Source organism: Enterovibrio coralii, assembly GCF_001559595.1.
GTDB lineage: Bacteria > Pseudomonadota > Gammaproteobacteria > Enterobacterales > Vibrionaceae > Enterovibrio > Enterovibrio coralii.
The window spans coordinates 20958-41498 of record NZ_LNTY01000011.1; the positions used below are offsets into that span (position 1 = coordinate 20958).

Here is a 20541-nt window from a genome sequence, read left to right on the forward strand (position 1 = left end):
ATTTCAAATTCCTTTTTTAAAGTTCAGCCCTAATTAAGGGCGAAAAGTTTGTACTCTGTCAAACCTGATGGCGCAAATACAACATTGTTGTCACGCCCCGATGATCACCTCTTTCACGAAGCGACTACCAAAGTAAGCCAATGTCAGCAGGAAGGCACCAACAATGCTTACCCAAATAACACGCTTACCACGCCAGCCTGAGCGGTAGTGTCCCCACAGCAAAATGCCATAAACCACCCACGCCATCGCAGAAAGAACCGCTTTGTGCGCTTTGCCTTGTGCAATCATGTCATGGACGAAGGCCACGCCAGTTAGCAAGGTTAAGGTCAGCAGGATTTCACCAATCAGGATGATGTTGAACAGTTGACGTTCCACGGCCATTAACGGCGGCAGGTTCGGGTTCATCACCATGCGTTTTTTCGCTTTGAGCTGGTGGTCGAGCCAAGCCAATTGAATCGCATAAAGGGTTGCGATCATCAATGTTGAATACGAGAACAGTGCCAATGAGATATGGATAAGTACCTGCGGATTGGCTTCAAGGTGCGTGACAAATGCGCCGGGCAAGAGCGTGGCGGCAGTTAAGTTAATCGCCGCAAAGCTGTAGACCACTGGCAGCAATATCCACACGCGCATGCGTACCATCAAGCCAGTGGTGATGGCTGAGATGATAAAGCTAATTAAAGAGGCAACATTCAAGATGCTGAGGTTCTGTCCGCCATCAGCCAGGATCAAGTCGGCAAGCAAGTAGGCATGAAGGCCCAATGCACCACACGCAGTAATAAAGACGTTTCTAGCCGGGATTTGAGTCGGCCCAGAAAGCCCAGGAATAATCTGTAATAGCGCAGAGAAATACAGCACTGCAGCCAATATGGCTATGAAAATATCCATGTGTCTTTCAACAACATTGAGTAAAAAAGAAAGGGTTCAGTATACCCCGCACAAATCTGCGTCGCTATTCATGGCGAAATAAACTTTGCTTCGAAGCTGAGGCGCGCATTACAAATCTCAGTGAAATCGCCGTATGCACTTTAAAACAATCATTAAAGCCATCATGTAAGCGGAGCGGATAATAAGATATAATCGGCATAATTTTGTGTTTATTACCACCTGACAAACATCAGAGCTGAGTGGTGTCGCCGCGTAGAGAGCGAGTAGGACATGTTTGAAAACTTAACGGATCGTTTATCCCGAACGCTAAAAAACATTAGCGGTCGTGGACGTCTAACCGAAGACAATATTAAAGACACGCTGCGCGAAGTGCGTATGGCACTTCTGGAAGCAGACGTTGCGCTGCCTGTTGTGCGCGACTTCGTCAAAAAAGTAAAAGAAAGCGCAGTGGGTCTGGAAGTCTCTAAAAGCCTGACACCGGGTCAAGAGTTCATCAAGATCGTTCAATCTGAACTTGAAGCGATCATGGGTGAGTCCAACACTGATTTGGATTTGACCACTCAGCCGCCAGCCGTTGTTCTGATGGCTGGTCTGCAAGGTGCAGGTAAAACAACCAGCGTCGGTAAGCTGGGTAAAATGCTTAAAGAGCGCCACAAGAAGAAAGTGCTGGTGGTGTCTGCCGACGTTTATCGCCCTGCGGCGATCAAACAGCTGGAAACTCTTTCTAACGATGTGGGTATCGATTTCTTTCCATCGACGCCAGATCAAAAGCCTGTCGACATCGCTACTGCAGCGGTCGCACATGGTAAGCTGAAGTTCTACGACGTGGTGATCGTCGATACCGCAGGTCGCCTGCACGTCGACGAAGCAATGATGGACGAAATTAAAGACGTCCATGCTGCGATCAACCCTGTTGAGACACTGTTCGTTGTTGATGCAATGACAGGTCAAGATGCGGCGAACACGGCGAAAGCATTCAACGATGCACTGCCGCTGACCGGTGTGGTTCTGACGAAAGTGGATGGTGATGCACGTGGTGGTGCGGCACTGTCTGTTCGTCACATTACGGGCAAGCCAATCAAGTTCTTGGGTGTGGGTGAGAAAACCGACGCACTGGAACCGTTCCACCCTGATCGCGTAGCAAGCCGAATTCTGGGCATGGGTGACGTACTGTCACTGATTGAAGACCTAGAACGTAACGTAGATAAAGAGAAAGCGGAACAACTGGCGAAGAAGTTCAAAGAGAAGAAAGGTTTCGACCTTCAGGACTTCCGCGACCAGCTTCAGCAAATGAAGAACATGGGTGGCATGATGGGCATGCTGGACAAGTTGCCAGGTATGTCGAATCTGCCGGATGACGTGAAAAACCAAGTGGACGACAAGATGTTTGTTCAGATGGAAGCGATCATCAACTCTATGACACCAAAAGAACGTGCACGCCCTGATCTGATCAAAGGTTCTCGCAAGAAGCGTATTGCGGCGGGTTCAGGTACTCAGGTTCAGGACGTTAACCGTCTACTCAAGCAATTCACCCAAATGCAGAAAATGATGAAGAAGATGCAGAAGGGCGGAATGAAGAACATGATGCGCAATATGAAAGGCATGATGGGCGGCATGGGTGGCGGCGGAGGCATGTTCCCACGTTAAGACCGCGCTTAACCCCTTTTCAATTTGGTGGGTAAACGCCCGCTAATAAAACATAAAGCGAAGGAATCGCTAAGTGATTGATTGTTTGTCACTGCTGATGCTTTTTTAGCTAAAGCAGTTGCATTCGATCACAGAAAGCGTAAAATTCCGGAGCTTTATTTTGGCACGAGGCCCCGTATTAGCACGGGGCCAATTTAATTTAGTAATGCAAAGAGGACGATATGGTAACCATTCGTTTGGCACGTCACGGCGCGAAAAAGCGTCCATTCTATCAAATCGTTGTAGCTGACAGCCGTCAAACTCGCGACGGTCGCTTCATCGAGAAAGTTGGCTTCTTCAACCCTGTTGCACAAGGTCAAGAAGAGAAGCTGCGTCTGGACCTGGACCGCGTTAACCATTGGGTTGGCGAAGGTGCAGCAGTTTCTGACCGCGTAGCACGACTGATCAAAGACGCGGCTAAAGCTGCGTAATTGATTAGTGTCAGGGTTAAAAGAAAAAGTTATGAGTGAGCAAGAAAAGGTTGTAGTAGGCAAGCTAGGTTCTTCTTATGGCATCCGTGGCTGGCTCAAAGTTTTTTCTTACACTGAAGAAGCCGAAAGCATTTTTAGCTACTCACCTTGGTTTATCAAGGTGCGTGGTGAGTGGAAAGAATTCAGTCTTGAAGACTGGAAACGCCACGGTCAGGGTTATGTAGGCAAACTGAAAGGTCTGGATCAGCGTGAAGACGCTCAGGCAATGACGAATGCTGAAATCGCTATCAACGCGGATGCTCTGCCAGCACTGTCAGATGAAGAATTCTACTGGCGTGAATTGTTCGGAATGGAAGTGGTTACGACCAAAGGTTACAACCTAGGTAAAGTCACCGACATTTTGGAAACTGGCTCGAACGACGTATTGGTCATTCAAGCGAACCCAAAAGATGCTTTTGGACAGAAGGAACGATTAGTACCGTTCCTCGATGGGCAAGTCATCAAGTTGATTGATCGCTCTGCTCAACGGATCGAAGTTGACTGGGATCCTGGATTTTAATTCCCCCAGTAACATTTAAAGCAATAGGAGCGGAAAAATGTGGGTTGGTATTATCAGCCTTTTTCCTGAAATGTTCCGTGCTGTTACTGAATTTGGGGTAACTGGCCAGGCGGTAAAGAAAGGCCTGCTCGAAGTAGAAACGTGGAATCCCCGCGATTTTACTCACGACAAACACCGGACGGTTGATGACCGCCCATATGGTGGAGGCCCGGGTATGTTGATGATGGTACAGCCTTTGCGCGATGCCATTCACGCTGCCAAAAATGCCGCCAACGGTAAGACGAAAGTGATTTACCTTTCACCTCAGGGCCGAAAGCTTGACCAAGCGGGTGTTGAGGAGCTGGCGCAGAATGAGAACTTGATTCTTATCTGTGGACGCTATGAAGGGGTAGATGAGCGCATTATACAAACCGAAGTCGATGAAGAATGGTCTATCGGGGATTTTGTGCTCAGTGGTGGTGAACTGCCAGCCATGACGTTAGTCGACGCAGTATCTCGGTTTGTTCCGGGTGTACTGGGAGATTTTGCGTCAGCGGAAGAAGATTCTTTTGCAAATGGCTTGTTAGATTGCCCTCACTACACGCGACCTGAAGTGTTGGATGGATTAGATGTACCTTCGGTACTCAAATCTGGTAACCACAAGGACATTCGTCGCTGGCGATTGAAACAATCGTTAGGCCGCACCTGGCTCAGAAGACCAGAGCTCCTGGAAAACCTAGCTCTGACTGACGAACAGGAATTATTGCTTGCTGAGTTCATTAATGAACACAGTCAAGTACCTAAAGATATTTAGTATCAGTTTATTCTAGGGTATAGAACATGAGTAACATCATCAAAGCGCTCGAAGATGAGCAACTTAAACAAGACGTTCCTGCGTTCAACGTAGGTGACACCGTTGTAGTTCAAGTTAAAGTTAAAGAAGGCGAGCGTTCTCGTCTGCAGGCTTACGAAGGCGTAGTTATCGCTAAGCGTAACCGTGGTCTGCACTCTGCATTCACCGTTCGTAAGATCTCTAACGGCGAAGGCGTTGAGCGTGTATTCCAAACTCACTCTCCAGTTGTTGACAGCATTACTGTTAAGCGCCGCGGTGCAGTACGTCGTGCCAAACTGTACTACCTGCGTGAGCGTTCTGGTAAGGCAGCTCGTATCAAAGAGCGTCTGGCTAAGAAATAATCGCTCCGGCGTTTATTGCCCGAAAGGGATAGCAAAAGCCCGCCATTTGGCGGGCTTTTCTCGTTTCTGGCGGTCTGAAAGTAAGGCATAATCTGGACTTCGCAATGGAGGAATACGCGTGCAGTACGATTGGATTTTGTTTGATGCCGATGAAACCCTGTTTTCATTTGATGCATATGCTGGCTTGAAAGCCATGTTCGCCGCTTTGGACGTCGACTTTACGCCTGAAGATTTCGCGGAGTACCAACTGGTCAATAAGCCGCTTTGGGTGCAATACCAAGACGGAGAGATCTCCGCCAAGCAGCTTCAAGAAGATCGCTTCAATGTTTGGTCAGACAGACTGAACATTTCTCCTGCTGAACTGAATCGTCGATTCCTCGATGCCATGGCCGATGTCTGCCAACCGCTAGAGGGAGTGAGAGATATCGTTCCTGAGCTGGCAAAGCACGCCAAGCTGGGCATCATCACCAATGGATTCGTTCAACTGCAACAAATTCGCCTCGAACGCACAGGCATGACTGACTACTTCGACTTGGTCGTGATTTCTGAAGAAGTGGGTGTGGCAAAGCCTGACGTGGCCATTTTCGAGCACACCTTCGCACTGGCGGGTAACCCGGACAAATCTCGCGTACTGATGGTTGGTGACAATGCGGCGTCAGATATTCTCGGCGGTAACAATGCAGGTGTGGATACCTGTTGGCTGAATGTTGATGGTAAGGCACTGCCAGAAGGCGTCACGCCGACCTATACCGCAACCTCGTGGGCGGACATCAAAACCTTCCTGCTGAACTAATCTACCTGTCTCTAAAGCGAGCCCTTGATGCTCGCTTTTTCTTTTCTCTCAACGCCTTGCAAAATAAGTTTCCGGTTAAATTGCCGACTTTCTCATTTTACGCGCTTACGCAACTCTTGTGATGGGCGTATCATTTTTTCATGCTGACGCATTTCATTGTCCGCAGAAAATAATGGATAGAGTTGTTCCTACAACCGAAAAAAGAAAAAGCGAGGAGACAAGCGATGAGTACACCGGAAACCCTAGCAAAACAAATGGTGAGTTCGCTTTCAAAGAACTGGTGGGTGCTGGCACTACGTGGCGTTGCCTCCATCTTCTTTGCGATCATGCTTTGGACGCTGCCACCCCAAGAGTCGATTGAAACCTTGATACTGGTCTTTGGTATCTTTGCCTTTGTTGACGGCTCGTTGCAGGTTTGGACTGCGTTGATGGACAGAAAATCCCACGATAACTGGGTCGTGTTGGTTCTTTGGGGCGTGGTGGGTATCGCGGCCGGTATCATGACCTTTACCGTACCGGGACTGACAGCGGTTGCACTGTTGTTCTACATTGCAGTGTGGGCGATTGCCAAAGGCGTGCTGGAAATCATTGCGGCGATCAGACTGCGCAAAGAAATCAAAGGTGAGTGGCTGCTGGTGCTGCTTGGCTTGATCTCCATTCTGTTCGGCGGTTTTCTTATGGCAAACCCAGCAGCAGGTGCATTGACCCTGATTTGGGTGATCGCCATGTATGCCTTTGTGTTTGGTGTGTTGTTTGTTGCCTTGGCTGTAAAACTGAAAAGTTTTAAACCCGAGCAAATGGACATTTAACGCGAATACCCCTTAGAGAATCGTGCGTTGAACCAATATAATGGATTGAACACGGACTGCTTACCCAAAGAATTGAGGAATAGGATGCTGAAAAAATCCGGAGTGTTGTTTCTGGCGGCGTTAATGGTTGGCTGCGCAGGCATTGAAGATACCACCAAGTTGGTTCAAGAAGGTAACTGGATTGCCGTTGGTGAGCGTGATGGTGTGAGAGGTATTCCTTCACGTTCCATGTCCGATCTGAAGGCACTGGCTGCAAAAGCAGGTGTTGGCACAGTTAACGTGGCAGATTATGAGTTGGGCTACAACGACGGTGTCGATAGATACTGTGATGTGAACAATGCCTACGAAATCGGCTTGGCGGGCATGCAGTACCTTGGTGTGTGTGCAAACATGGAAGACGGTGTCCGTTTCGAACTTGAATGGCAACGTGGTTTTGAAGACTTCCAATCAGCGGATCAAACCTTCTAAGCCAAACGTGCGTTAAAACAAAGGCCGACTCTCGGCCTTTGTTCATTTTTATTTCCACCGTTCTCTTCTTTTTCTCTCTATTCTCCTTTAAAAATAAGCGAAAAACTCTCGGTGTAAATATAATTTTACGTTGTATTTTTTTATTTACGAAGTGGTTGCAATCATCTGTCAGGCTGTTAAGGTGTGAATCAAAGCGCATGGCGCTAACACGAATACAACGCACCAACAGAAAAGCCGCAGGAAGTTTTCATGGAAAGAGATTTACTGACCAACGTACACATTCAGGACGAAACCGTACTCATCACCCCTGATCAATTGAGAAAGAAGTTGCCCGTCAAGCAAGAGACGCTGGCATTTATCTCCAAGTGCCGTCAGGAAATTGCAGACATCATCCATAAAAAAGACCACCGTCTTTTGATCGTGTGTGGGCCTTGCTCGATTCACGATACCGAAGCGGCAATTGAATACGCGAAAAAGCTGAAAGCATTGTCTGAGAAAGTGGGTGATCAGCTCTACATCGTTATGCGTGTTTACTTTGAAAAACCACGCACAACCGTCGGTTGGAAAGGCCTTATCAACGATCCGAATCTGGATGGTTCTTTCGAGGTGGAAGCGGGGTTACACAAAGCCCGTGAACTGCTTATTACGCTTGCGGACATGGGGTTGCCGTTGGCCACTGAAGCCCTCGATCCGATCAGTCCTCAGTACATTGGTGATCTCTTTAGCTGGGCGGCAATCGGTGCGCGTACCACAGAATCACAAACTCACCGCGAAATGGCCAGCGGTCTTTCCATGCCAATCGGCTTCAAAAATGGCACTGACGGCAGTCTGTCTACTGCCATCAATGCAATGAAAGCGGCCGCATCGGGCCATCGCTTTATGGGTATCAACAAAGAAGGGCAGGTGGCACTGCTGACCACACAGGGAAATCCTGACGGTCATGTCATCCTTCGTGGCGGTAAGCAAACAAACTACGACTCAGTCTCTGTGACGGAATGCGAAAATGAGATGCAGCAGGCAGGGCTTGAAGCCTCGCTGATGGTAGACTGCAGCCATGCTAACTCTCGCAAAGACTTCCGTCGTCAGCCGTTGGTTGCGGAGGATGTGTTCCATCAAATCCGTGAGGGCAATCAGTCCATCATCGGTTTAATGATTGAAAGTAACATCAACGAAGGTAACCAGTCTGCGGATCTGCCTCGTGAAGAGATGGCTTACGGCGTGTCGATTACCGATGCGTGCATTAACTGGCAAGATACGGAAAACTTGCTTAACCGTGCACACGACGAACTGACACCCTTCTTAGAACAGCGTTTACAAGGGAAATAAGCCAAATGGTTGCAGAGTTGTCCCGCCTGAGGGATCAGATTGATGAAGTTGATAAACAAATGGTGGAGCTGCTGGCCCGTCGCCTAGCATTGGTTGCGGAAGTCGGTGAAGTAAAAAGCGAGCATGGCCTGCCAATTTATGCCCCTGATCGTGAAGCGGCAATGCTGGCTTCCCGTCGTGAAGAGGCGGTATCAAAAGGCGTTCCACCTGATCTGATTGAAGACATTCTCCGTCGTACCATGCGTGAGTCTTATGCCAGCGAGAATGACTCCGGCTTTAAGTGTTTGAACCCAGAACTTCGTCCTATCGTGATTGTCGGTGGTAACGGGCAACTCGGTAAACTGTTTGGCAAACTGTTCCGCCTCTCCGGTTACACAGTGAAAGTCTTGGGCAGTCAGGACTGGGATAACGCTCAAGAGATGCTATCTGATGCGGGGATGGTAGTGGTCACCGTTCCTATCCATAAAACAGATGGCGTGATCCGCGCACTGGGCAATTTGCCTGATGATTGCTTGCTGGCTGATCTGACATCGATTAAGAGCGAGCCGCTGCAGGCTATGCTGGAATCCCACAAAGGGCCTGTTGTGGGTCTTCACCCTATGTTTGGTCCTGATATCAGCAGTTTGGCCAAGCAGGTGATTGTGTACTGTGATGGTCGCAACCCAGAAGCGTACCAATGGCTGCTGGAGCAGTTCCGTATTTGGGGCGCAAGCTTGCACCGCATCAGTGCGATTGAGCATGACCAAGGCATGACCCTTATTCAGGCACTGCGTCACTTTACGTCTTTCGTTTATGGTGTTCACCTTGCGGAAGAGAACCCTAACCTCGACCAGTTAACGGCTCTAAGCTCACCGATTTACCGATTGGAGCTGGCGATGGTAGGACGTCTGTTTGCGCAAGATGCGCAGCTTTATGGTGACATCATTATGTCGTCACCGCAGAACATAGACATGATCAAACGCTTCCATTCACGCTTTGGCGAAGCCATCAAGCTGTTGGATGAGAAAGATAAGCAAGGCTTTGTGTCTGCGTTCAACCAAGTAGAAAACTGGTTCGGTGATTTTGCACCACGCTTTATGAAAGAAAGCCAAAACCTGCTGAGACAAGCGAACGACACCGCACATCGTGCTAATGAGCCATTGTGTAAAAAAGCCAAGTTTTCTTAACTTGGCTTTTTTATATTTTTTGAAATCGCCGATTGAAGTGGATAAAAATAGCCCATGAAAAATATAAGGACATAAACGATTTAAAACATAAGCCGATGAACAAATGAATATCCTTCCCATTAGTATGGATTAAGGTGATATATCACGATATTACCTGCCTCGATAAATAATGTGAAAAATAATGAAAACCTGCTGTTAGATACCTCACAGGAAAACGTATTAAGTTTTTAGTTTGAGAATATTTTACTATTGTCCAAAGTGTTTTTAGTAGTTGGATTCATGAAAGACGTTCTCGAGATTATCGAAAAAATACGCATGGCTGAATCGAAAGATGAACTCGGCAACATTCTTGGAGAAATGACGTCAGTCATTGGGCTTGAGTATTACTTGCTGGGGCATACCAAAGCCGAATCTATGCTCTCCTCAGAAACGACCATTATCGATAACTACCCGTCAGCGTGGCGCAATACATATAAAAGCGAAAAACTCGTCAAACATGATCCGAGTGTCGAGTATTGCTTATCGAGATCATCGCCTATTTCATGGCACCAGCTAAGAGAGCGACCGTTAAAGCACTCCCAAAAAGACTTCATGCTTCAGGCTCATGAGTCGGGCTTAAAAGCGGGATTTTGTATTCCACTTCACGGGGCCAAAAGTGAATTTTGCATGATTAACTTTGGCAGTTCTTGTGACGATACGGCACACATTGATAGTGCGATTTTGAAAGCGCAGATCGTCGCACCTGCATTATTCGACAAGATGGCGCAACTCAAGAAGAGAGCGGATATCAGCCTCACCAAGCGAGAAACAGAGTGTCTGTTGTGGGTCTCTGAAGGAAAAAGCTCTTGGGAGACATCGGTAATTATCGGTTGCTCAGAAAGAACCGTGGTTTTTCATCTTACTAACGCCATGAGCAAACTCGGCTGTGCAAATCGGTACCAAGCCGTATCGAAAGCCATTATTCTAGGACTGATAAGGCCCGCAATTTAGCGATAAATATTCTGTTATAAAACGTGATTCATTTCAGTTCATTCAAAGATAAAAATAATCTAACGTTTCTCTTTGCGTGATATTTTTTATTTCATTAATTTCTGTGTGTGTATTAATCCCTCTTGCGCAACTCAGGCTAAATAATCCGTAAACCTGACATATCTTCCAGCTTACCGTCTCTCTTTCTCTTCCTTATAGTTATTCCTGTTAGTAGCGAAGAGGAAAATATCTCTTCACTCGCGCTATCTAGGATTCAACGCGTCAGTGAGAACTCATATGGAAATGACAGTAACGAATGCTGCGCCTAGCAGTAACGAGAAAACACGGTGGTTTGAGCGCCGATACGTTGGAACGACGGTGCAAGGAGGCAATTATGAATGCAATGCTGCCTAATATGCTGATGGCAATGGTGGTGCCCATCATTTGGGGCAGCACTTACGTCGTGACCACAGAATGGTTGCCGGAGGGCGCGCCGCTTTGGAGTGCTGTGTTCCGCGCGTTACCCGCAGGCTGATATTGCTCGTCTTTTGCCGCCGCCTTCCACAAGGGCAATGGTGGTGGCGTGCATTGGTGTTAGGCACGCTGAATATCGGTGCGTTTTTCTACCTGTTGTTTCTCGCGGCTTACTCTATGCCCGGTGGCATTGCTGCGCTGCTGATTTCTTCGCAACCGTTATGGGTGTTGCTATTTGGTGCCGTACTCTTGCGCCAAGCTTTCACAGCTCAACATATCTTGGCATGCGTCGTCGGTGCACTTGGTGTCGCGGGATTGGTGATTCAATCTGATGCCTCTTTGAATGTCACCGGTGTGTCTGCAAGCATCCTTGGTGCGATTTGTATGGCTCTGGGTGTGGTGCTGGCGAAGCACTGGGGCAAGCCAGAAGGCGTTTCCTTGCTAGATCTGACAGGCTGGCAGCTCACCGTGGGTGGCATAGTATTGATGCCGCTGGCGATGTGGTGGGAACCGTTTCCTCAGTCCATGACGATGGAAAACTATTTGGGGCTTGGTTTCCTCTGTTTGGTGGGGGCATTACTGACATACATCATTTGGTTCAGAAGCATTCAACGTCTGCCAGCCTTCCTGGTGTCAATCATTACGCTCTTGAGTCCGCTATCCGCTGCTGCCTTGGGATATCTGGTACTGGATGAGCAACTCAACCTAGAGCAAGGCATCGGAGCTGCCTTAATTATTACTTCAATGTTTATGGCGCAACGGGCAGCCCAAAGCACGCAAAAAAAGACACAATCACCACAAACCGCATGATGCACACTCAGTAACGAAAGGATTTGAATAATGACTACACTCTTTACGCCAACGGCTTATGGCTCGATTCACGCGAAAAACCGCTTTGTTATGGCACCGATGAGCCGTAACCGTGCAACGGAATACGGTGTGCCTACCCCCTTGATGGCGACGTACTATGCGCAGAGAGCATCGGCGGGATTGATTGTCACCGAAGGCATTCAGCCGGATGTGTTGGGGCAAGGCTTTATGAACTCGCCAGGTTTGCATTCTAAAGAGCAAGTCGAAGGATGGCGCGTGGTGACGGATGCCGTGAAAAAAGCGGGCGGCAAAATCGTTGCTCAATTGATGCACTGCGGAAGGGTTGGTCATCCAGCGCTTTATCCTTCTGCGCATCAGTCTGTCGCACCCTCTGCCCTGAAAGCGCAGGGGAAAACCTATACGCCGGCAGGCATGGTGGACTTTCCAATGCCAAAAGCCATGACAAAAGCAGACATTGATTTGGCGATTGAAGGGTTTGTGATTGCGTCAAAAAATGCCATTGAAGCGGGTTTTGACGGGGTGGAAATCCACGCGGGCAATGGCTTCTTGTTGCACCAATTTATGTCGTCAAATGCCAACCAGCGTACTGATGAATACGGTGGGAATGTGGAGAACAGATTGCGTTTCACAAGAGAGGTGATTGCCGCTTTCATTGCAGAGATTGGTGCCGACAAAACGGCGGTGAGGATCTCTCCAGCGAATCCTTACAACGATATCAAAGAGGATGACACAATAGAGCTATATACCGCTCTCGTCGACGACTTACCGACACTGGCCTATGTCCACATCATGGAAGCAAACGTGCGTGATGTGACGGAAACTATTGCAACGAAACTGACGAGTCCGTTGATCTTGAATCCGCATCTCCGAGCTGAAGATGGCCCAGTCACTGGTGCGATTGCCCGTGACGTTCTGGAACAGCAGTTGTGTGAAGGTGTGGCATTTGGTGCGCAGTTTATTGCTAACCCAGATTTGGTTGAGCGTATTCGCGTTAACGGGCCGCTTAATGAGCTAGATACCACCACGTTTTATGGTGGTGACCACAAAGGGTATACCGACTACCCAACGCTGGATAAATCCGAAGTGGCTGCGTAAGTCTCGGTGAAACAAAAAAGCCTGTGATGAATCGTCACAGGCTTTTTATTGATGATTTCGATTAAACGTCGATTTCTGTCGGGGTGACATTCTCGATAGGGTAGGTGCCCAGCACCTTAATGTAGCGCGTCAGTTTGATGAGCTCTTCCATCACCAGTTTCATGGTGTCAGAGCGCATGTTGCCTTCCACGTCCACATAGAACATCTCTTCCCATGGATTACCCAGCACTGGACGCGATTCCAGTTTGGTCATGTTAATGCCGTGGTTACGCAGTACCAATAAACACTCCACCAAAGAACCCGCCGTTTGTCCGGTGGACATAATAAAGGTGGTTTTCGCTGGGATAAGGCCGTTCACATCCACAGGCTTTCTTGCGACGACAATAAAGCGAGTGTGGTTTTCTTGCTGGTTGGCAATGCCAAACTTCAGTGACTTCAGGCCATATAGTTCGCCGCTCGATGCATTACCGATGGCGGCAACGGTAGGGCTTGCCATCTCTGCGACCACTTTCATCGCTTCCGCGGTGCTTGAGCAATACTCTTGTTTGATGTCTGTGCCTAGGGAGCGCACAAACTCACTGCATTGCTGATGCGGCTGCGGGTGAGAGTAAAGCACTTCGATTTTATCAATCTCGGTATCGACCGCAGTCAGTAGGCAGTGCTCAATCGGCAGGGTAATTTCGCCCACGATAGACAGGCGTGTGTGCTGCAGTTGATCGTAGACGTCATTGATGGAGCCTGAACTGGTGTTCTCGATAGGCAAGACGCCGTAGTCAGCGTTGCCGGTTTCCACCATCTCCAGCACTTCTTTGAAGCTCTGGCACTGAATCTCAGCGGGCTTAGTGTGCTTGCGTGCGAAGAAGTTACGCGCTGCCAAGTTGGAGTACGAGCCCTTGCCGCCGAGGAAAGAGACACGAGCAAGTGGCTGGTCGTTATCTGGATTTGCCAGTCGTTGCAAGAACGCTTGCTGGTACAGCACAGAGTCTTCGACGATGGTGTGGAAAATCTTGGTGACGTATTGCGGGTCCAGCTCGTGGGTTCGACCATCAGCAACCAGCTTTTCAAGCAATGCCTGCTCACGCTCTACATCGCGAACGGGCTTTTGCGTTTGGATTTTGCTTTTCGCAACTTCAAGGCTCAGCTTACGGCGGTCGGCCAACAAAGATAAGATCTGTTGGTCGATGTTGCTGACGCCTACGCGAATTTCATCAAGTGACAAAGTTGGTTTGGTCATTCCCTCTTCCTGTTTAATCTGACCCTGACTGATACAAAAAAGCCTCCCTGTCTGAGGGAGGCTTCTGGGAATCTTTCGTTATCGATGCTCGCCCTTAGCCCCGCCTCATTAGAAGCAGAAGAAAAAGCGAAAGAAAAACGAGTTAGTCGGTGTCATCGATAGTCTGTTGATTGGCGTAATATTACTCAACCTTATTGGGCTGACGCTTTCATGTCAAGACGAATCAGCCCTGCATTATGCAGGGCTGAGACATTGATTTCTTAGGTAAGTGGATTTACACCACGTCTGGTTCTTCTGCTGGTGCGTCAACGTGGCTTGCGCGGCGTGCTTCGCCTTTATGCACTTGCTTGTTCAGTTGTTTCTCCAATTTGTGGCCGACTTCGTTAACAGCAGCGTACATGTCTTCATGCTCTGCTGATGCAATCAGTTTTGCCCCTGGAACGGAAACACCCGCTTCGATTTTAAACTTGTTACCAGGCTCTTCACTGATAACGGCATGAGGGTTAATGAGAGCGACCTGCCATTTCTCTAACTTTTCAAAGCGAGACGTAATACGATCGTGGATGGCAGCTGTGACGTCGATGTTTTTACCAGTAATTTCAACTCTCATAGATGTTTCCTCTTTTGCTTGCCCTTTGCTGGGCTCACTTTCAGATTACGTTTCTGGAGAGGAAAAAATGTGATCAAAATCACATTTGGTTTGTGTTTTTTGGCTGGAGCGGGTAATTGTGATCCCCTCAAAATCTCTGAAATGAAATTTCCAGAAAGTGCTTGAAGAGCGTTGCAGAAGTGTTGCAAGATGAAGAGGTTAAGGTCGCTAACAAACACTGTACGTTAGGGACTTTACTCGTGCCAAAGAAGGTTGTGGTGCATTTTTCATCAACAAGAAGATGTGCAGAAAATCATCATTACCAATGAACAGATTCAAAAAAAGCAGCCCTCGGGCTGCTTTTTCTCTTTTCGGTCGTCGTTAAATCGACACGCCGTTGAGTCGCATTAGCTCACGGGTATTTTCCGCAGGCACGTCCAGTTTCAACTCTTCGTAAGCTTTAAGCATCAATGGCAGCGATTTTTTCGCCGCTTCTGTGTCTGGGAAGTCGCGTTGGATTTGCTGACAGCGATTGATCACTGCCACCCAAGCTTCACGACGCACATAAAAGTCAGCGGTTGCCAGCTCGTAATCGGCCAAACGGTTTTTCAATGCTTCCAGACGTTTTTGCGCATCGGCGGCGTATTCGCTATTAGGGTAACGTTCTAGCAGGCGACGGAAATCAACGAACGCTTTGCGAGAAGGTTCTGGATCGCGATCGCTGCGATCAACATTCAGCAAGTCGTGCAGGAAGGTACGGTCTTGCGCCATGTTTGTTAGACCACGCATGTACAGTACCCAGTCAATTTGTGGGTGACCCGGGTTCATACGCATAAAGCGGTCAATCGTCGCTTCGCCCAACGCCAGATCGTCGTTTTTGTAGTACGCGTAAATCAAATCAAGCTGCACTTGCTCTGAATACGCACCAAACGGGTAGCGTGAGTCGAGTGCTTCTAATTGCTCAATGGCTGTGTTCCAGTTGCCTTCATTCAGGGCAGTCTGAGCATTTTGGTACAGTTCAGACGGCGGAACATCAGGAACGATTTCTTCGGTGCTTGAGCATCCTGCCAGCAAAGAAATGGCGAGCAGAGAAGAGAGTGTAAGGCGTTTCATTACTACGAGAGCTTCCTTGAAAGAATATTTTCAGCCTTTGCCATTACGGAGACAGCCGCAAAAAGCTACAATGGCGCGATAAGGGTTATTCTACCCATCGACCAGATATAATACCAATAAGTAAACGTGACCAAGCCCAAGGGCTGAGTCCCTGCTAAGGTATTAGTCTCACAGAGAATCAAAAAGTTCGTTATGGCACAGCAGTTAGAGTTAAGCAGTACAGTTAATGAGAGCCAACTTGGGCAACGTCTGGATCAGGCATTGGCTGAGTTGTTCCCTGATTATTCCCGATCACGCATCAAAGAATGGATTCTGGCAGACAAAGTAAGTGTCGATGGTGAGATCGTCAATAAGCCACGCGTTAAAATGATGGGTGGCGAAGAAATTGTTGTTCAGGCAGAGATTGAAGACGAGAAGCGTTGGGAAGCTCAGGACATTCCACTGAACATCGTTTATGAAGATGACGACATCCTGGTTATCAACAAACCACGTGATTTGGTGGTTCACCCGGGTGCAGGTTGTCCAGATGGCACCGTGCTCAACGGTCTGCTTTACCGTTACCCAGAAATCGCGGAAGTACCGCGTGCGGGTATCGTGCACCGTCTGGATAAAGACACCACTGGTTTGATGGTGGTGGCGAAGAACATCCCTACCCAAACCCGTTTGGTTCGTGCTCTGCAAAAGCGTAAGAAGTTCACCCGTGAATATGAAGCGATTGCGATTGGCACCATGACAGGTGGCGGTACCGTTGAGAAGGCGATTGGTCGTCACTCAACCAAGCGTACACACATGGCGGTACAAGAGCTGGGTAAACCAGCGATCACGCACTACCGCGTGGTTGAGCACTTCCGTGCACACACCCGTCTGCGTCTGCGTCTGGAAACCGGTCGTACTCACCAAATCCGTGTTCACATGGCGTACCTGAACCACCCATTGATCGGTGATCAGTTGTACGGCGGTCGTCCACGTCCACCACGTAACGCGGGTGACGAGTTGATCCAAACCCTGCGTAAATTCGACCGTCAGGCACTGCACGCGGTGATGCTGCGTATCGAGCACCCAACGACGAAAGAAGTAATGGAATGGCACGCGCCAGTACCAGACGACATGGTGCACCTGACCGAAGTACTTCGTGCAGACACCGTGGAATTCGGCGATTTGGATTACTAAGCATGAATTGGATTCAACCAAACTGGCCAGCACCGGCAAACATCAAAGCCGTGAGTACAACGCGAGAGGGCGGGGTGAGCGCATCACCTTTTGACAGCCTCAATTTGGGAAACCACGTAGGGGATCATTCTGACCACGTCGCCCAGAACCGCGCAGTGCTTGCTGAAGTGATGGAAATGCCAACAGCACCAGCTTGGTTGAACCAAGTCCATGGCACAGAGGTAATGACCTTGCCTCTGTCATCTGCATCAGAGGTTCCTGATGCAGATGCGTCGTTTACGTCTGTTGAAGATCAAGTGTGCGTTGTGATGACCGCCGATTGCTTGCCCGTGCTTTTCTGTAATGAAGAAGGCACACAAGTCGGTGCAGCCCACGCGGGTTGGCGAGGCTTGGTCAATGGCGTATTGGAAGAAACGCTCGCGAAATTCGATGACAAATCGACAGTGATGGCGTGGATGGGGCCGGCTATTGGTGCGACCGCCTTTGAAGTCGGTGGCGAGGTGCGCGAGCAATTTATCGCGGCCAACCCAGAGGCACATCTTGCATTCCAACCCCACAATGATCGTTGGTTGGCAGATATTTACTTGCTGGCAAAACAACGACTGGCAATAGCTGGGGTAACAAAAGTTTACGGTGGGGAACACTGTACGGTATCGGATCCTCAGCGTTTCTTTTCCTATCGTAGAGAAAATTGTACAGGCCGACAGGCTAGCTGCATTTGGATTTCTTCCCGATAAGCGACAAATTTTTCACCATTCAACTTGAAATTGGTTAGGGCAGCTCCCATTTTTTTCGGTAAGCAACTACCGAAGTTATTAGAGGGGGGCCTATGCGCCTTGACCGATTTACCAGCAAATTTCAATTAGCCATTTCCGACGCACAGTCATTGGCTCTTGGGCGCGATCATCAATATATCGAGCCTGTGCACTTGATGGTGTCGCTCCTCAATCAGGACAGCAGCACCATTCGTCCTTTGATGACGCTTCTTAATGTCGACGTGACCCAGCTGCGCTCAAGCCTGAGCGAGATGCTAGATAAGCTGCCAAAAGTGAGCGGCACGGGTGGCGATGTTCAGCTTTCCCATGGCATGGGCATGCTGTTCAACATGTGTGACAAGCTATCGCAGAAGCGTAAAGACAAATACATCTCTTCTGAGCTATTTATTCTGGCGGCCGTCGAAGACAAAGGCCCTTTGGGTGAATTGCTGAGAAGTTTGGGTCTGACCACGAAGAAAGTAGAAGATGCCATCGACAAGGTTCGTGGCGGTCAGGCCATCAATGATCCAAATGCAGAAGAAGCGCGTCAGGCACTGGAAAAATTCACCATCGACCTGACGGAGAAAGCCGAGCAAGGCAAGCTTGATCCTGTTATCGGCCGTGACGAGGAAATTCGTCGTACCGTTCAAGTGCTTCAACGCCGCACCAAAAACAACCCTGTCATTATCGGTGAACCGGGTGTAGGTAAAACCGCGATTGTCGAAGGTCTGGCGCAACGTATCGTGAATGGCGAAGTGCCAGAAGGACTGCGTAACAAGCGCGTGCTGTCTCTGGACATGGGCGCATTGGTTGCCGGTGCCAAATACCGCGGTGAGTTTGAAGAGCGTCTGAAGTCAGTGCTCAATGAGCTGGCAAAAGAAGAAGGCAACGTCATTCTCTTTATCGATGAGATCCACACCATGGTGGGTGCAGGTAAAGCAGAAGGCGCGATGGATGCCGGTAACATGCTAAAACCTGCGTTGGCACGTGGTGAGCTTCACTGTGTGGGTGCAACCACATTGGATGAATACCGTCAGTACGTGGAAAAAGATGCTGCGCTTGAGCGTCGTTTCCAAAAAGTGCTGGTGAATGAGCCAACAGTAGAAGATACCGTTGCCATACTGCGTGGTCTTAAAGAGCGTTACGAGTTGCACCACGCGGTGGAAATTACTGATCCAGCAATCGTTGCTGCGGCCAGCTTGTCGCATCGTTACATCTCAGACCGTCAGTTGCCGGATAAAGCCATCGACTTGATTGATGAAGCAGCGTCAAGCATCCGTATGCAGATTGACTCTAAACCTGAGCAACTGGATCGCTTAGAGCGTCGTCTTATCCAACTGAAGATTGAGCAACAGGCACTCTCTAAAGAAAACGACGATGCGAGTAAAAAGCGTCTCGAAACACTTCAAGCAGAGATTGACGATAAAGAACGTGACTTTGCTGAGCTGGACGAAGTGTGGAACGCAGAAAAAGCGGCACTGTCTGGCACACAACACATTAAGAGTGCACTGGAACAGGCGAGAACCGATCTTGAGATTGCGCGCCGTGCGGGTGACTTGAACCGTATGTCTGAGCTGCAATACGGGCGTATTCCAGAACTGGAAAAACAACTGGATCTGGCAAGCCAAGCAGAAATGCAGGAAATGACGCTGCTACGTAACCGCGTGACAGACGCAGAGATTGCTGAAGTGCTTTCGCGTCAAACCGGCATTCCGGTTGCCAAGATGCTGGAAGGTGAAAAAGAAAAACTGCTTCAGATGGAAGACGAACTGCACAGCCGTGTTATTGGTCAGGCAGAAGCGGTAACGTCTGTAGCGAATGCGATTCGCCGCAGCCGTGCAGGTCTAGCAGATCCAAACCGTCCAATCGGTTCGTTCCTGTTCCTAGGTCCAACCGGTGTAGGTAAAACCGAGCTGTGTAAATCACTGGCAGAGTTTCTCTTTGATAGCAGCGATGCGATGGTGCGTATCGATATGTCAGAGTTTATGGAGAAACACTCAGTGGCAAGACTGGTTGGTGCGCCTCCAGGTTATGTGGGTTATGAAGAGGGTGGCTACCTAACAGAAGCGGTTCGCCGTCGTCCTTACTCTGTCATCTTGCTTGATGAAGTGGAGAAGGCACACCCAGATGTGTTTAACCTGCTTTTGCAAGTGTTGGACGATGGTCGTCTGACAGATGGTCAAGGTCGTACGGTAGATTTCCGTAATGCGGTTGTGATCATGACATCGAACTTAGGGTCAGATCGAATTCAAGAGCACTTCGGTGATTTGGATTATGACGGCATTAAAGTGATGGTGATGGATGTTGTGAGCAAACACTTCCGTCCAGAATTCATCAACCGTATTGATGAAGCTGTTGTGTTCCATCCTCTGGGCCAAGAACATATCAAGTCAATTGCAAGCATCCAGCTGGCGCATCTTGCGTCACGCATGGCAGAAAGAGACTTGACGTTGGAAGTGACTGACGAAGCCCTTTCGTTAATTGCGCAAGCAGGCTTTGACCCAGTCTATGGGGCAAGACCGCTCAAACGCGCTATTCAGCAAAGCGTGGAAAACCCACTGGCACAATCGATCCTTAAAGGAGAGGTGAAACCGGGCAAACCGGTCAAGCTGGTGGTGGAAGATGACCAAGTCAAAGCGACGCAGTAATTGATATCGCCAAAAAGGAGGCCGAAGGGCCTCCTTTTTTGTCTTTGATAGCCTGAAAAATGTGATCTAAAGCCGATGTTTTGGTCGCTTGGTTTAAAAAGTAATCGAAAGAACCTTTTTTTCATACTTTTCTTCAAAAAAGGGTTGTCACAATCCAATTGCTCCCTATAATGCCGCCTCACCGACACGGAGAGCGGCTTCCAATAAGGAAACGTCCTAAGGTCGGATGGTGAAGGCTTGAAAGCTGAATGAAAATAAACGCTTGACGCGTTGAAACGAATCAGTAAGAATTGCCGCCCGCTTCAACGGAAATTGTCCGATTGAGGCAAGTCAACAAGATGTTTTGAAGGTTGCGAGCGCAACA

21 protein-coding genes are annotated in these 20541 nt (G+C 48.8%); 17 read left to right on the forward strand and 4 right to left on the reverse strand.

The genetic code is table 11. The features are described from left to right. Positions 1 to 90: 90 nt before the first annotated feature. Positions 91 to 888, reverse strand: coding sequence for a cytochrome C assembly family protein (locus tag ATN88_RS04420; protein WP_067412029.1), 798 nt, complete (start codon positions 886 to 888; stop codon positions 91 to 93). A 270-nt stretch (positions 889 to 1158) separates the two neighbouring features. Between ATN88_RS04420 and ffh the strand changes: the two genes are divergently transcribed. The 14 genes from ffh to ATN88_RS04485 all read left to right on the forward strand — a co-directional run bounded on the left by ffh (position 1159) and on the right by ATN88_RS04485 (position 12668). Further along, positions 1159 to 2535 (forward strand): signal recognition particle protein, encoded by a 1377-nt coding sequence (gene ffh, locus ATN88_RS04425; protein WP_067412035.1) that lies wholly within the window; start codon positions 1159 to 1161, stop codon positions 2533 to 2535. 221 nt (positions 2536 to 2756) lie between these two features. Next, complete coding sequence (gene rpsP, locus ATN88_RS04430; RefSeq protein ID WP_067412040.1) at positions 2757 to 3005, forward strand: 30S ribosomal protein S16; 249 nt, start codon at positions 2757 to 2759, stop codon at positions 3003 to 3005. A gap of 31 nt (positions 3006 to 3036) precedes the next feature. After that, a complete protein-coding gene (gene rimM, locus ATN88_RS04435) occupies positions 3037 to 3564 on the forward strand; it encodes a ribosome maturation factor RimM (RefSeq protein ID WP_067412045.1) in 528 nt (175 codons plus the stop codon). A gap of 37 nt (positions 3565 to 3601) precedes the next feature. Beyond that, positions 3602 to 4357 carry a tRNA (guanosine(37)-N1)-methyltransferase TrmD gene (trmD, locus tag ATN88_RS04440; RefSeq protein WP_067412048.1) on the forward strand — a complete coding sequence of 252 codons (756 nt, stop codon included), beginning with the start codon at positions 3602 to 3604 and terminating at the stop codon, positions 4355 to 4357. A 26-nt stretch (positions 4358 to 4383) separates the two neighbouring features. After that, positions 4384 to 4737: a 50S ribosomal protein L19 gene (gene rplS, locus ATN88_RS04445; protein ID WP_067412051.1), complete on the forward strand. Its 354-nt coding sequence runs from the start codon at positions 4384 to 4386 to the stop codon at positions 4735 to 4737. A 118-nt stretch (positions 4738 to 4855) separates the two neighbouring features. Then, on the forward strand, positions 4856 to 5530 hold the full coding sequence (yjjG, locus tag ATN88_RS04450; RefSeq protein WP_067412053.1) for a pyrimidine 5'-nucleotidase: 675 nt from the start codon (positions 4856 to 4858) through the stop codon (positions 5528 to 5530). Between the two features lie 224 nt (positions 5531 to 5754). Further along, positions 5755 to 6339, forward strand: coding sequence for an HdeD family acid-resistance protein (locus ATN88_RS04455; protein ID WP_067412055.1), 585 nt, complete (start codon positions 5755 to 5757; stop codon positions 6337 to 6339). 84 nt (positions 6340 to 6423) lie between these two features. Next, the gene (locus ATN88_RS04460; protein ID WP_067412057.1) at positions 6424 to 6807 is read left to right on the forward strand and encodes a DUF2799 domain-containing protein; all 384 of its coding nucleotides are present in this window, start codon (positions 6424 to 6426) and stop codon (positions 6805 to 6807) included. A 249-nt stretch (positions 6808 to 7056) separates the two neighbouring features. Beyond that, positions 7057 to 8133: a 3-deoxy-7-phosphoheptulonate synthase gene (locus ATN88_RS04465; RefSeq protein ID WP_067412059.1), complete on the forward strand. Its 1077-nt coding sequence runs from the start codon at positions 7057 to 7059 to the stop codon at positions 8131 to 8133. 5 nt (positions 8134 to 8138) lie between these two features. Next, entirely contained in the window at positions 8139 to 9299 is a 1161-nt protein-coding gene (tyrA, locus tag ATN88_RS04470; RefSeq protein WP_067412061.1) for a bifunctional chorismate mutase/prephenate dehydrogenase, read from the forward strand. A 279-nt stretch (positions 9300 to 9578) separates the two neighbouring features. Then, positions 9579 to 10289 carry a helix-turn-helix transcriptional regulator gene (locus ATN88_RS04475; protein WP_067412062.1) on the forward strand — a complete coding sequence of 237 codons (711 nt, stop codon included), beginning with the start codon at positions 9579 to 9581 and terminating at the stop codon, positions 10287 to 10289. Positions 10290 to 10662: 373 nt separating this feature from the next. Further along, positions 10663 to 10803, forward strand: a complete 141-nt coding sequence (locus tag ATN88_RS26040; RefSeq protein WP_198158327.1) for a hypothetical protein — start codon at positions 10663 to 10665, stop codon at positions 10801 to 10803. Between the two features lie 2 nt (positions 10804 to 10805). Next, complete coding sequence (locus ATN88_RS04480; RefSeq protein ID WP_198158328.1) at positions 10806 to 11552, forward strand: EamA family transporter; 747 nt, start codon at positions 10806 to 10808, stop codon at positions 11550 to 11552. Between the two features lie 30 nt (positions 11553 to 11582). Beyond that, positions 11583 to 12668, forward strand: a complete 1086-nt coding sequence (locus tag ATN88_RS04485; protein WP_067412063.1) for an alkene reductase — start codon at positions 11583 to 11585, stop codon at positions 12666 to 12668. A 61-nt stretch (positions 12669 to 12729) separates the two neighbouring features. On the opposite strand, the gene pheA is transcribed toward ATN88_RS04485, so the two are convergent. The 3 genes from pheA to bamD form a co-directional block, all read right to left on the reverse strand. Beyond that, on the reverse strand, positions 12730 to 13902 hold the full coding sequence (gene pheA, locus ATN88_RS04490) for a prephenate dehydratase (protein ID WP_067412064.1): 1173 nt from the start codon (positions 13900 to 13902) through the stop codon (positions 12730 to 12732). 274 nt (positions 13903 to 14176) lie between these two features. Beyond that, a complete protein-coding gene (gene hpf, locus ATN88_RS04495) occupies positions 14177 to 14512 on the reverse strand; it encodes a ribosome hibernation-promoting factor, HPF/YfiA family (protein WP_067412065.1) in 336 nt (111 codons plus the stop codon). A gap of 360 nt (positions 14513 to 14872) precedes the next feature. Beyond that, a complete protein-coding gene (gene bamD, locus ATN88_RS04505) occupies positions 14873 to 15604 on the reverse strand; it encodes an outer membrane protein assembly factor BamD (RefSeq protein WP_067412069.1) in 732 nt (243 codons plus the stop codon). A 192-nt stretch (positions 15605 to 15796) separates the two neighbouring features. Here bamD and rluD point away from each other — a divergent pair, with 192 nt between their 5' ends. The 3 genes from rluD (at position 15797) to clpB (ending at position 20177) form a co-directional block, all read left to right on the forward strand. Next, the gene (rluD, locus tag ATN88_RS04510; protein ID WP_067412071.1) at positions 15797 to 16774 is read left to right on the forward strand and encodes a 23S rRNA pseudouridine(1911/1915/1917) synthase RluD; all 978 of its coding nucleotides are present in this window, start codon (positions 15797 to 15799) and stop codon (positions 16772 to 16774) included. A gap of 2 nt (positions 16775 to 16776) precedes the next feature. Beyond that, positions 16777 to 17511, forward strand: coding sequence for a peptidoglycan editing factor PgeF (pgeF, locus tag ATN88_RS04515; RefSeq protein ID WP_067412074.1), 735 nt, complete (start codon positions 16777 to 16779; stop codon positions 17509 to 17511). A gap of 92 nt (positions 17512 to 17603) precedes the next feature. Beyond that, complete coding sequence (clpB, locus tag ATN88_RS04520) at positions 17604 to 20177, forward strand: ATP-dependent chaperone ClpB (protein WP_067412077.1); 2574 nt, start codon at positions 17604 to 17606, stop codon at positions 20175 to 20177. Positions 20178 to 20541: the final 364 nt, after the last annotated feature.